The organism is Cohnella xylanilytica, from assembly GCF_014212175.1.
GTDB classification, from domain to species: Bacteria; Bacillota; Bacilli; order Paenibacillales; family Paenibacillaceae; genus Cohnella; species Cohnella xylanilytica.
In genome coordinates, this window is record NZ_JACJVR010000057.1 from 90,252 (window position 1) to 103,702 (window position 13,451).

General features: G+C 63.7%; 9 protein-coding genes. 7 read left to right on the top strand and 2 right to left on the bottom strand.

All coding sequences use genetic code 11. The features are described from left to right. Positions 1–38: 38 nt before the first annotated feature. A complete protein-coding gene (locus H7B90_RS15060) occupies positions 39–386 on the bottom strand; it encodes a winged helix-turn-helix transcriptional regulator (RefSeq protein WP_246578781.1) in 348 nt (115 codons plus the stop codon). Positions 387–530: 144 nt separating this feature from the next. Here H7B90_RS15060 and H7B90_RS15065 point away from each other — a divergent pair, with 144 nt between their 5' ends. Then, a complete protein-coding gene (locus H7B90_RS15065) occupies positions 531–2,009 on the top strand; it encodes a DHA2 family efflux MFS transporter permease subunit (protein WP_185136709.1) in 1,479 nt (492 codons plus the stop codon). A gap of 179 nt (positions 2,010–2,188) precedes the next feature. Here the strand turns inward: H7B90_RS15065 and H7B90_RS15070 are convergent, their stop codons facing one another. Further along, complete coding sequence (locus tag H7B90_RS15070) at positions 2,189–3,037, bottom strand: helix-turn-helix transcriptional regulator (RefSeq protein ID WP_246578782.1); 849 nt, start codon at positions 3,035–3,037, stop codon at positions 2,189–2,191. A 176-nt stretch (positions 3,038–3,213) separates the two neighbouring features. On the opposite strand from H7B90_RS15070, the gene H7B90_RS15075 reads away from it, so the two are divergent. From H7B90_RS15075 to H7B90_RS15100, 6 genes are all read left to right on the top strand, one after another. Then, positions 3,214–5,541, top strand: coding sequence for a glycoside hydrolase family 95 protein (locus H7B90_RS15075; RefSeq protein ID WP_185136711.1), 2,328 nt, complete (start codon positions 3,214–3,216; stop codon positions 5,539–5,541). 154 nt (positions 5,542–5,695) lie between these two features. Then, positions 5,696–7,993: a helix-turn-helix domain-containing protein gene (locus H7B90_RS15080; protein WP_185136712.1), complete on the top strand. Its 2,298-nt coding sequence runs from the start codon at positions 5,696–5,698 to the stop codon at positions 7,991–7,993. Between the two features lie 13 nt (positions 7,994–8,006). Continuing rightward, positions 8,007–9,716 carry a type 2 periplasmic-binding domain-containing protein gene (locus tag H7B90_RS15085; protein WP_260411050.1) on the top strand — a complete coding sequence of 570 codons (1,710 nt, stop codon included), beginning with the start codon at positions 8,007–8,009 and terminating at the stop codon, positions 9,714–9,716. 299 nt (positions 9,717–10,015) lie between these two features. Next, the gene (locus H7B90_RS15090) at positions 10,016–10,939 is read left to right on the top strand and encodes an ABC transporter permease (RefSeq protein ID WP_260411051.1); all 924 of its coding nucleotides are present in this window, start codon (positions 10,016–10,018) and stop codon (positions 10,937–10,939) included. A gap of 21 nt (positions 10,940–10,960) precedes the next feature. Beyond that, on the top strand, positions 10,961–11,860 hold the full coding sequence (locus H7B90_RS15095; protein ID WP_185136714.1) for a carbohydrate ABC transporter permease: 900 nt from the start codon (positions 10,961–10,963) through the stop codon (positions 11,858–11,860). Between the two features lie 124 nt (positions 11,861–11,984). Then, positions 11,985–13,451: extracellular solute-binding protein (locus H7B90_RS15100; RefSeq protein WP_185136715.1), on the top strand; the 1,467-nt coding region annotated here is incomplete at its 3' end.

Below are 13,451 nucleotides of genomic sequence, written 5' to 3' on the forward strand. Positions count from 1 at the left end.
GAAGGTTATTCGACCTTCCGGGACGGCCCCTCTTCGCGTTATTGCGCGCCGCCTCTCCACTTGATGCCGCAGCGGCGAATGGCTTCGATCAAGCCCGCGTAATCCATCCCCTTCTCGGTGAGCGAGTATTCCACGGTGACGGGCAGCGTCGGGAACACCTCTCGCCGGACGATTCCGCTCCGTTCCAGCTGCCTCAGGAACACCGCAAGCGATTGCGTGCTGATGCCGGCGATCCTTCTCTTCAATTCGTTGAAGCGCACCGGGCTTCCCTTCAGATGGGCGATGACGAGAAAAGACCACTTGCCCCCGATTACCTCCAAAACCTCCTCGATCGCGGATTGGCATTCCGCCGCCCCGTCGATCTCCCTGTCCGTTGCGGGCATCATTCCGATTCCTCCCTCGATTCCGCTCGCTATCCGCCGAGTAAGCAAGTCAGATTTATACGCGGTAATCATCTATTTTTGCCTTCTTATGCGCGGATTCCGACTGGATTACAATGTCAATTAAATCATATGGAGGTGGTGCCCGCAATGTCCATCCAGAACTCAACCGCTTCGGAACCGGCCGCCGCGCAGGCGTCGGCGGAGAGGCCGCCAAGCTCGCTTGTCCGAATTCTCGTCCCGTTAGCCGTGCTGATCGCCGGCGCGTTCATGGTCATGTTCGACAGCACGGCCGTCAATCTGGTCGTTCCCCGCCTGATCGAGGAGTTCGGCAGCTCCTACCCCGTCGTCCAATGGGCGGTCACGGGGTACGTGCTCGCCGAATCGGCGGTCATCCCGCTGACGGGCTGGCTGTGCGACCGCTTCGGAACGAAGCGGATCTCGCTGCTGGCGATCGGAACGTTCACGGCAGGTTCCCTGCTATGCGCCTTGGCGCCAAGCATCGAGACTCTGATCGCCAGCCGGATCGTGCAGGGTCTCGGCGGCGGGATGATCGTCCCGATTCTGTTCGCCTTCGCCTACCGGATCAGTCCCCCCGACCGGATCGGCAAGATCATGGGCATCGTCGTCATCCCGATTCTGTTCGCTCCGGCTCTCGGGCCGGTGCTGTCCGGATGGATCGCCGATAGCGGTTCGTGGCATTGGATCTTCGCCGTGAACGTCCCGATCGGAGCGATCGCGATCGCGGCCGGCATCCGCAAGCTTCCGGCCCTCGAACGGCAGCCCGTCGCCAGGCTGGATCTTCCCGGCATGCTGCTCGCTCCCGTCGCGTTCGCCGGGCTGTGCTACGGCATAAGCGAAGGCGGCAGCGGCTGGGGATCGGCGAAGGCCGTCCTCGGCATCGGAATCGGACTGGCCGCGCTCGTCGCCTTCGTCGCCGTCGAGCTGAAGAAGCGGGATCCGCTTCTCGAGCTGCGCGTCTTCGGAGCGAGGGGCTTCGCCGTCAACATCGTCGTCTTATGGATCGCGGTGTTCGTGCAATTCGGCTCGCTGTTCCTCGTTCCCCAGGCGCTGCAGTACGCCAGAGGATTCCGCCCGTCCGAGGCCGGACTGATCCTGCTGCCGTACGTCCTCTTCGCCGCGATCTCCAATCAGATCGGGGGCCGGCTGTACGACCGGCGGGGAATCCGGCCCGTCGCCTTGACGGGCTTCGGACTTCTGAGCGTCGCCATGCTCCTTATGTCCACCGTGAGCGGCGAGACGAGCGCGTATGGAATCGTCATCTGCCTGATCGTGATCGGCGCGAGCGTCGGGTTCTGCGTCATGCCTCTCACCGCGCATCTGATGAAGCTGTCCCCTCCGCCTCTGATCGGCCGGGTCACCTCGCTGTCCGGCTCGATCCAGCAAGTCGTCGTCGCGCTGGCCGTCTCGACGCTCGCGACGCTTATCGCGAGCCGATTCGCGAGTTACTCCGGGGCGGGCGGAGCTTCGGACGACGCCTGGCCTCCGGCCTTCCGGGACGCCTTCCTCCTCCTCGCGGGAATCTCCGTCGCCGGATTCGTCCTCAGCGTCCGGATTCGGAAGCCGACGGGGGCAAGGGAGTTAGGAGACGAACAAGAAGAGGGATGAGGCTGAGCGCAGAGCGAACGGAAAGGGAGCGAGAGTGGGAGCGGAGAGAGAGGGAGCGAGAGAGGGAGCGTGAGTGAAAGGGAGGGGAGTGAAAGGAAGCGAAGTGGACGGAGAGGGAGCGGGAGAGGGAGCAGGAGAGGGGGAAGGATCGAGGGACCGGCGGAGAGGCGACGAGAGGGCTAGCGAACGCCGCCGCGGGGGCCGAGCCGGAATTGCCGCGGGCTGACGCCGTAATAGGCGCCGAAATGCCGGGTGAACGGGTGGATCGAAGGATAGCCGAGCTTCTCGGCGATCGCCGTCACGCTCAGGTCGCTCTCCTGCAGCAGCTGGGCGGCGCGCTTCATGAGCTGCTTGTGCTGGTACGCCTTGGGCGTCAGCCCGGTCTCCCGCAGGAACAGCTCGTGGAAGTACGTCCGCTTCAGCCCGCACGACTTCCACCAGTCCGCGACCGGCTCCCGCAGCTCGGGCCGGGCGTCCAGCCTCTCGAGCAGCCGCACGATCCGGTAATCGCTCGGGCGTCTGGTATGGATCGCGTCGTGCCAGCTCAGCATCCAGGAGTAGAACAGGCCGTTGACCGCTTCGAAGCGGTATCGGGACAAGCCTTCGAACTGCCTGGCGATCGTCAGGAACAGGTCGTACAGATGCGGATGCGCCTGGAGCGAGGAGACGCTCGGCAGGGCGTCCAATTCTTCGCATGCGGGCGCGGGCGTGCCCGTCTCGGGCTCATAGATCTCGGGATAGCGGAAAAAAATCCGGTTCAGCGACCGCGGCCGCTCCCGTTCCCAGAGGTCGAAGTACAGATTGTGCGAGGACAGCGGCTGGCGCGGAGAGATATGGAACGCGTGCGGCTGCCCGGGGCGCAGGAAGACGAGCGTCCTCTTGCCGATCGGGTGGCGGACGCCGTCGACCTCCATCTCGCCCGGACCTTCGGGGAACAGATGAATGGCGTATACGTTGCTGGTCCGAAGCCCCTCGTTCGAGCTCCCGTCGTACAGATACGGCATATAGTCCCCTACGAAAGGCGTCATCTCGCTTAGCTTCTTCAACTCGTCGCTCCCTCTCGCGTTGGCGGATGAATCGTCAAATGATTGGATGCGCCAGCAAATACAGAATCCTCTCTTGATGATACGATAGAGGAACCTTTCGCGAAAGAGAAACAAACAAACGACGGATCATTCGATAACTTAGCAAAGAGGGAGACAACATGAAGCTGCGGTATGATCGTCCCGCGACGGACTGGAAGCGGGGCTTGCCGATCGGGAACGGGAACGTCGGAGCGGTCGTCTTCGGAGGAGGCGGCGCCGAGACGTGGTGCGTGACGGAGTCGACGTATTGGTCGGGCCGAAGCGAGCGCACGCCGAGCCGTTCCAACGGGAAGGCCGATCTGGAGCGAATGAGGCGGCTGTTTTTCGAAGGCGATTACGAAGCCGGGGAGCGGCTCGCGGGCGAGCTCCTGCAGCCCGAGAAAGGCAACTTCGGCACGAACATGCCGGTATGCGACGTCGTCCTGAGCTTCGGACACGCGGAAGAGGAGGAATTCGCACGCGAGCTGTCGCTGGACGACGCGATCGTCCGCGCCAGCTACCGCTGCGAAGGCGTCGCCTACGAGAGGGAGACGTTCGCTTCCCATGCCGACGGCGTAATCGTCTCGCGCCTTCGCGCCGACCGACCGGGAAGCCTCGCCTTCCGGGCGGAACTGCGGGGCCGGACCGAGAGCTTCGCCGGCCAAGCCGATGAAGGCGGGCCATCGCTTCGCTTCGAAGGCCAGGCGACGGAACGCGTCCACAGCGACGGAGAGTGCGGAGTCAGGGGCGCCGGCGTCTTGAAGATCGCGCTGCGCGGCGGAAGCGCGCGGACGGACGACGCGACGGGGGCGCTCGCCGTCTCCGGGGCCGACGAAGCCTGGCTCTTCCTGGCGGTGTCGACCGACTACGGGAGAACCGGCGCGGCCTGGATGGCGGAGCCGCTCCTCGCCGTCGAACGCGCGGCCGCCAAAGGCTACGAGCGGCTGAAGGAGGACCATCTGGCGGACTACCGGCCGCTGTTCGCCCGGGTGACGCTCGAGCTCGGAACGTCGGAGCGGGAAGAGCTGCCGACAAACGTCCGGATCCGAAGGTTGAGGGATGACGGCCCGGAGCGGGATCCGTCGTTGTTCGCGCTTTTCTATCAGTATGGACGTTACTTGACGATCGCCGGGTCGCGCGAGGATTCGAAGCTGCCGCTGCATCTCCAGGGGCTGTGGAACGACGGGGAAGCGAACCGGATGGCGTGGAGCTGCGACTATCATCTCGACGTCAACACGCAGATGAACTATTACCCCGCCGAGACGGGCAACTTGGCGGACTCGCACAAGCCGCTGCTTCGGTTCGTCGAGTGGCTGGCCGAAGCGGGACGCGCGGCGGCGCGCGACTTCTACGGCTGCGAGGGCTGGGTCGCCCACGTGTTCACGAACGCATGGGGGTTCGCGGCGCCGGGCTGGCATTATTCGTGGGGGCTGAACGTGACGGGAGGATTGTGGCTCGCGGCGCAGCTGATCGAACATTACGAATTCGGCCGCGACGAGACGTTCCTGCGGGAGACGGCCTACCCCGTCCTCCGGTCGGCGGCCGAGTTCTACCTCGACTACATGACCGTTCACCCGGCCGGCGGATGGCTCGTAACCGGGCCGTCCAACTCGCCGGAGAACAGCTTCTACCCGGACGAGGCCGCGAGAGCCGAAGGCCGCTCGTACGCCCTGTCGATGGGCCCGGTTATGGACACGATGCTCGTCCGGGAGCTGTTCGGGTTCTGCCGCGAGGCGTCCATGAAGCTCGGGACGGACGAGCCGTTCCGCAAGCGGCTGGAGGAGGCGCTGGCGCTGCTGCCGCCGCTCGCGGCCGGCCGCGACGGCCAGCTCCGGGAATGGCTGGAGGATAACCTCGAAGCCCAGCCGGACCATCGTCACCTGTCCCATCTGTACGGCCTGTACCCCGGTGCCGAGATTACGCCCGACCGGACGCCGGAGCTCGCCGCGGCCGCGCGGAGGACGCTCGTCAACCGGCAGCGCGGAAGCGGCCTGGAGGACGTCGAGTTCACGCTCGCCCTGTTCGCGGCCGGCCGCGCCCGGCTAAGGGACGGGGATGAGGCGGCCCGGCACCTGGCCTACCTGATCGGCGAATTGTGCTTCGACAATCTGCTGACGTTCTCGAAGCCCGGCATCGCCGGAGCGGAGACGTTCATCTTCGTGGCGGACGGCAACTTCGGCGGAGCCGCCGCCCTCGCCGAGATGCTGGTCCAGAGCCACGCCGGCGAGATTCATCTGCTGCCGGCGCTGCCGGCCGCTTGGCCCGCGGGACGATTCGCCGGACTGAGGGCGAGAGGGAACGCGGAGGTGGACGCGGCGTGGGCGGACGGCAAGCTGGCCGGGGCCCGGGTGAAGGCGTTCTCCCGCCTGCGGACGAAGCTTCGGTACGGGGACCGGATCGTCCTCCTCGATCTGGAGCCTGGCGAGGCCGTCTCGCTGGACGGGGAACTGCGACGGACGGAAGGCTAAAGCCGCCTGCCGACAAGGAAGCGACCGCGACGAGGACCGTCGCGGTTGCTTTTTCCTCTCTTCCGGAGGGAAATCGGGAGTGCGCTTGAATCGTTTTTGTACGATAATGAAGTCAGATTCGTTGATAGCGCTGTCATAGTGGCAAGGGGGGGCTATGATCCAGATGTCCGGCGCGTTCCGCAGCTTCCTGATCTCTTATATCGTCATCCTGATCATTCCGAGCATCGCCGGCTACATGTCGTACCTCACGTCCATCTCCGTCACGGAGGAGCAGTCGATCGAGAACAGCGTCACGCAGCTGCAGAAGAGCCAAGAGATCCTGGAGCGGCGGATGGCGGAGGTCGAAGGGTTCACGAGGCAGCTCGCGATCAACCCGGACTTGAACGTGCTCATGAACGAGAAGGTGGCGGACGACCGGACGAACGTTTACGGCATCTGGAAAATGCTGAGAGACGTTCTGACGTTCGGGCAGACGAACGATTTTCTCCAACAATTCTATATCTATCTGAGCAACTATAACGTCATTCTGACCCCGGGGTCCGCTTATGTCCGCCCGGAGCATTATTACGACAGCTTCCATTACGAAGACCAGTCGCTCGCGGAATGGAAGCAGACGATTCTCGGCCGCACCCACCGGAGCGAGACGATGCCGCTCAGGCCGTACGTCGGCAAGGGGACGAAGACGTCCGTGGTGACGTACATGCAGTCGTTCCCGCTCGACAGCTTCAGCGGCTCGTCGCCGGCCGTGGCGGTCGTCGTCATCGACGAGAGGACGATCGCGAGCCTGCTCGCCGGCATCACCGACCGATACGGCGGCTGGGCGCGCGTCAGCGACGCCGAAGGCAAGACCATCGCGCCGCAGGGAAGCGGCGCGCCGGACATGGAGAGCCTGGGCAAGGCCCCGGGCTTCGACGGCGGCAAGATCAGCCAGTATTACGACGACGACCTCGTCATTACGATCCGCTCCGACGCGAACGGCTGGGTGTACCGCGCCGGCATTCCGCGGGACGCGCTGCTGGCGAACGCCAACCGGATCAAGCTCATGACGTGGACCGTCACCGGCATCGCCTTGGCGGTCGGCCTGCTCGTCGGCCTGCTGCTCGCCTACCGCAACAGCGCGCCGATCCGCCGCCTCGTCGGCTTCATGAAGGAGCAGCTCGGCATGCAGGAGTCGGCGGGCCGCGACGAATACGACTTCCTGCACGGAAATATCGCGGAGATGATCCGCAACAACAACCGGCTCGAATCGGAGCTGCTCCGGCAGGTGCCGCTGCTTCGGGACGCCTTCCTGAAGCGGCTGCTCGCCGGCGAGCTGCAGACGCACGAAGAGATCGCCGCCGCGGCGGCTCAGGCGAACACCGGCATCTACGGCCATTCGGGCTACGTCTGCATCCTGCAGATCAAGGGCTATTCCGGCATGGACAGCGTCGAGATCCTGAACGAGCTGAACGCCGCGAGGCTCGTCCTGAAGCAGGCGCTGCTCGATCTCGCCGGATTCACTCTGACGACCGACTGGGGCTCCGACCGGATCGTCATCGTGTTCGCTTCCCGCGAAGCGGAGACGGGCGGCGAGCTCGGACGCGCCGACATCGAAGAGCTGCTGGGCCGGCTCTCGCGCAAGGCGTTCGCCGAGTACCGCATCACGTTCACCGCGGCGCTCGGAGGCCGGTTCCAGGCGGACACGGAGGTAAGCGGGTCTTACGAGCAGGCGAAGCAGGCGCTGGAGCACGCCCTCCACGCCAACCGGACGGACGTCGTCTGGTACGAAGAGACGAGAATGGAGAGCGCGACCTACTACTATCCGATGGAGGTGGAGCAGCGGCTCATCGGCACGATCCAGGCGGGCGAAGCGGAGGAAGCGAAGAAGCTCGTCCGCTCCGTCGTGGCGCAGAATACGGAGCAGCGGGAGCTGAGCCTCGAGATGTGGCAGCAGCTCGTCGGGGAAGTGAAGGGCACGCTGCTGAAGCTGCTCGACCGGAAGACGTTCCTGGAGTCGGGCCGGTTCGAGCCGCTGAAGGATCGGATCATCGCCGTTCAGGCGGCGGACGGCGACTCGTTCCGGGCCGAGATCGAAGAGATCGCCGCGGATCTGTGCGGGATCGTCGTCAGCCGCAAGAACGATCATCATACGAGGATCGTGGAGCAGATCAAGAAGTTCGTCGAGGAGAGCTTCGCGGACGCGGACCTGACCTTGTACCGGATCGCGGAGCGGGCGGAGCGGCCGGAGAAGTACATCTCGCAGCTGTTCAAGGAAGCGACGGGGACGAACCTGTCCGACTATCTCGAGAGCGTCCGGATGGAGAACGCGGTTCGGCTGCTGCGGGAAAACCGGTATACGGTCGACGAGATCTCCTCCCGCGTCGGCTACAACAGCTCCCATTCGTTCCGCCGGGCGTTCAAGCGGGTGACCGGCGTCTCTCCCAGCTCGTACCGGCAGACCGCCGAGGATTAAGGAGGAGATCGCGATGTCGATGAAGAATGCCGGACCTTCCAAGAGACCCGTTCGACGCCTCCGCTCCTCCTGCCCGCCGGCCCGCGCCGCCGTCTTCTTCGGCTTCGTTATCGCGCTCGCCATGCTCGCCCTATTGCCCGCTTGCCGGTCCGCCGGACCAGAGGCGGCGGACGGCGCGTCGGCGGGCGCGATCCGCATCCGCGCGTTCGCGCAGCAGGACCCGGCCGTCGATCTCCGGACGAACCGCTTCACGAAGCTGGCCGAGGAACGGTTCGGGATCGCCTTCGACTGGGTGACGGTTCCGTTCGAAGGGGCCAAGGAGAAGCGGCAAATCTCGCTCGCCAGCGGGCAGTATCCCGACGCGTACATTCTGACCAGCTACATCGACCAGTTCTCGCGCGAGGACGTGCTTAGATACGGGAAGCAGGGGATTTTCTACCCGCTTAACGACTTGATCGAGAAGTACGCCCCCCATATCCAAGCCGCCTTCGAGGCGGATCCGGAGCTGAGGGAGCTGAACACGGCTCCCGACGGCAACATCTACGGGCTGGCCGCCTTCAGCGACTGCTATCATTGCTCGTACCCGTACAAGCTGTGGATCAACGCGAAGTGGCTGGACAAGCTGGGGCTCGGCATGCCTTCCGCGACGGAAGAGCTGAGGAACGTGCTGCGCGCGTTCAAGACCCGGGACCCGAACGGGAACGGCCTGGCGGACGAGATTCCGCTCAGCGGCTCGACCGAGGACTTCGGCGTCCGGCTCGTTCCTTATCTGATGAACGGCTTCGTCTACGACGACGACCGGACGTACTTGACCGTCCGGAACGGGAAGGTGAGCTTGGCGGCGGTCAAGCCGGAGTGGAAGGAAGGGCTGGCCTATATCAAGTCGCTGTATGACGAAGGGCTGATCGATCCGGGAGCCTTCGCCCAGAACGCCGACGCCTTCAAGAGGCTGGGAGAGAACAAGGGTGCCGAGCTTCTCGGGGCGGCCGCGGCGATGCACCCGGATATCTTCGTCGATACGGGCGCGGGCAACGAGCGGGGGAGCGACTACGATCCGGCGCCTCCGCTGCGGGGACCGCACGCCGACTACTCCGTCTACTTCCGGGCGGGGCTGACGCCGGGCGCCAAGTTCGCGATCACGGACAAGGCGAGCCCGGAAGCGAGAGTCGCGCTGATCCGGCTCGCCGACTATCTGTACACGCCGGAAGGACAGGCGAACGCCGAGGTCGGCATGGAAGGCGTCGACTGGCGCCGGCCGAAGCCGGGAGAGCTGGCGCTCGGACCGGACAGCCCGGCCTCGTTCGCGAGAATTCCCGTCAAGCAGGGGGATCCGCCGCGCAACTCGGGCTGGGGCGGCATGGGCCACTTCTACATGCCGAAGTCTTATCGCGACAGCTGGGTGCAGGACGCGGATATTTACTCCCCGGACGGGTACGAGCGAAGGCTGTACGAGGCGACTCGGCTATACGATGGACACGAGCCGAAGGAGCTGTTCCCGTCTTGGGCGGTCTGGATCGACGCCGAGGACGCCGACGAAGCGAGCATGCTGCAGGCGAATCTGCGGAACGGCATCGATCAGGGCGCGCTTCAGTTTATTATGGGAGACAAGGAGCTCGGACGGGACTGGGACGAATACGTCGCCGGCCTCCGGTCGCTGGGCGCGGACCGGTACGTGCAGATCATGCAGCGCGCCTATGACGCTTGGAAGGGCGAGAACGGATAATCTTTTTTGGAGTGGGCCGATCGCGGGAACGCGTTCGGCCTTTTTTTGGTTTGCCGCCGCTGCCAATCGATTCCGCCTCATTCCCGCCGCTAGGAGGGGCGCTGCCGAACAAATGGCCTCCCCGCGCGGAATTGGCCCCCGCGAATCGGGAGATCTGTACCCCGAACGACGCAATTGTACCTACCTCGAAGCCCGGCTCATCCCCTATGATCGTTCGTGTGGAAAGCGCTATCACATCCAGGCAAGCCGCACCGTGCTCATCGCATCGCGTCGCGCCATCATTCGGGAGGGGATCCGACTTGGAAGCCGCCGGCAAACGTCACGGCCTAACCAGAAGCATCGCAAGACACTGGCAATTGTATCTCATCGTCGTGCCGCCATTGTTGTTCTTTTTGATTTTCAAATATTACCCGATGCTCAACGCGGTGCTCGCCTTCAAGGACTACTACGTCACGAAGGGCATCTGGGACAGTCCCTGGGTCGGGTTCAAAAACTTCGAGCTGTTCTTCGAGAACCCGATGTTCTGGACGCTGGTCAAAAACACGCTGTTCATCAGCTTCTATCTGCTGCTCGCCGGGTTCCCGATTCCGATCGTGCTGGCGCTTATGCTGAACGAGGTGCGAAGCCGCAAGTTCAAGCGCGCCGTGCAGCTCGTGACGTTCGCGCCCTACTTCATCTCCACGGTCGTCATGGTGTCCATCATCATGCTGTTCCTGGCGCCGCGGCTTGGCTTCGTCAACGTGTTCCTGAACCGTCTGGGGCTCGATTCGGTCAACTTCCTCGGCAGCCCGGGGATGTTCTCCTCGATCTACGTCTGGTCCGACATCTGGCAGACGGCCGGCTATTCCGCGGTCATCTACCTGGCGGCGCTGGCGGCGGTCGACCCGACGCTGTACGAAGCGGCGAAGGTGGACGGGGCGTCGCGGTTCCAGAAGATCGTGAACGTCGACCTGCCCGGCATTCTGCCGACCGTCACGATCCTTCTGATTCTGAACGTGGGCAGCGTCATGGCGATCGGCTTCGAGAAAATCTATTTGCTCCAGAACAACCTCAATATCGCCAATTCGGAGATCATCGCGACCTACGTGTACCGGATCGGCCTCCTGAACGCCAATTACAGCTTCGCCACGGCGGTCGGCCTGTTCAATTCGGTCATCAACCTGGTTCTCCTGTTCTCCGTGAACGCTCTGGCCCGTCGGTTCTCTCGATCCAGCATCTGGTAGAAAACAAGAGGTGATCTTCCCATGGCAGCCGCCACGCGCAAAATCAAGGAATCCACCGGCGACCGCGCCTTCCTGTTCGCGGTGTACGCCATCCTGACCGTCGTGCTCGTCGTCGTTCTGTATCCGCTTCTCTACATTATAAGCAGCTCGCTCAGCAGTCCGGCGGCCGTCTCGGCGGGGCGGGTCTGGCTGTGGCCGGTCGACTTCTCGCTGAAGGGCTACGAGACTCTGTTCCATAACCCTCAGGTACTGACCGGTTACGGCAACTCCCTGTTCTACACGGCGGCGGGGACGCTGATCAGCGTGACGCTGACGGTGATGCTGGCCTACCCGCTGTCCCGCCGCACGTTCGCCGGCCGCAACGCGCTGATGATGATCGTCACCTTCACGATGCTGTTCAGCGGAGGGCTTATCCCGACGTACATGGTCGTCAAGGAGCTCGGCATGATCGATTCCCGGTGGGCGCTGCTCATTCCGAACGCGGTCTGGGTGTGGCAGGTCATCATCGCCCGTTCTTTCTTCCAATCCTCCATCCTGGAGGAGCTCGTCGAAGCGAGCGACATGGACGGCTGCAGCGACCTGCGCTTCATGGCGAGCGTCGTCCTCCCGCTGTCCAAGCCGATCCTCGCGGTGCTCCTGCTCATGTACGCGGTCGGACAGTGGAACGCCTACTTCGACGCGCTCATCTACCTGAAGACCGCGGACAAATTCCCGCTGCAGCTCATCCTGCGCAGCATCATCATCCAGAACAACAGCGGCAATTCGATCATGGACGCGATGAAGCAGGTCGAGCGCCAGCAACTGGCCGAGCTGCTCAAGTATTCGCTGATCGTCGTCGCCACGCTGCCGGTGCTGCTGATTTATCCGTTCGTTCAGCGGCATTTCGTGCAAGGGATGCTTGTCGGTTCGGTGAAGGGCTGACCGGCGGAGGCGCCGGCTCATCGGAAGGGGTGATCGTCATGTAGCGGGACGCCGCGCGAACGCGGCGATAGAGCCGCGCCGATTCCATACGAACCATACCTCGAAAAGGGAGAGAAAAAAACTCATGACAAAGAGAATCGCAAGTCTCGTGGCCGTCGTTCTGCTGCTCGGTTCGGTACTGGCCGCTTGCGCCAAGTCCGGGGACAACGGCGACGCGTCCTCTTCTTCGCCGGCCGCGTCCGGCGGATCGGGCGCCTCCTCCGAAGCGTCGGGCGAGCCGGTGAAGATCAAGATGTTCGCGGTGCAGGAGCCGAACATCGACCTCGCGACGAACAAGTTCACCTTATTCGCCGAGGAGAAGTTCAACCTCAAGTTCGACTTCGAGGCGGTTCCATCCGACGGCGCCAAGGAGAAGCGGCAGATCTCGCTGGCGAGCGGAGATTATCCCGACGCTTATATGCTGACGGCTTATATCGATCAATTTTCCCAGGCGGATCTTCTCAAGTACGGCAAGCAAGGGGTGCTCATTCCGCTGAACGGCCTGATCGACCAGTACGCGCCGAACATCAAGAAGGCGCTCGATTCGAACGCGGACTTCAAGGCGTTCGCCGTCGCGCCGGACGGCAACATCTACGGGCTGCCCGCCTACGCCCAATGCTTCCACTGCTCTTACCCGAACAAGATGTGGATCAACACGAAGTGGCTCGAGACGCTGAAGCTGGAGATGCCGAAGACGACGGAAGACTTCAAGAAGGCGCTCGAAGCGTTCAAGAACGGCGACCCGAACGGCAACAAGCAGAAGGACGAAGTGCCGCTCAGCGGTTCGACGGAAGACTTCGGCGTGCGCGTCGTGCCTTACCTCATGAACGCGTTCGTGTACGACGACGACCGCAACCATCTGCTGCTGTCGAACGGCAAGGTCGGCTCGGCCGCCGTGACGCCGGAGTGGAAGGAAGGGCTCGCCTACATCAAGTCGCTGTACGACGAAGGGCTGATCGATCCGGGCGCGTTCACGCAGAACGCCGAAGCGTTCAAGAAAATCGGCGAGAACGGCGACGCCCAGATTCTGGGGGCCGGCGCGGGCATGCACCCGGCGATCTTCGTCAACATCGACGCCGGCAACAAGAACGCCAAGGACTATAACCCGGTGCCTCCGCTGACCGGACCGAACGGCGTCTCGCTGACGACGCACGACGGCGGCGGCGTCTCGCCGGGCGCGAAGTTCGCGATCACGAACAAGGCGAGCAAGGAAGCCCAGATCGCCCTCATCAAGCTCGTCGACTACATGTTCACGCCGGAAGGGCAGACGAACGCGGCTTCGGGCATGGAAGGCATCGACTGGCGGAAGCCGAAGGAAGGCGAAGTCGCTCTCGGCGAAGGCGTGACGCCGCAAGTGGCGACGATTCCGGCGGTCGAGGGCGAAGCTCCTCGCAACGCCGGCTGGAGCGGCATGGGCCACTTCTACATGCCGAAGGAATACCGCGACAGCTTCGTGCAGGGCACGGATATCTACGATCCCGCCAACTACGAGCGCCGCCTGTACCAGGCTACGCTGCTCTACCAAGGCCACGAGCCGAAGGAGCTGTTCCCG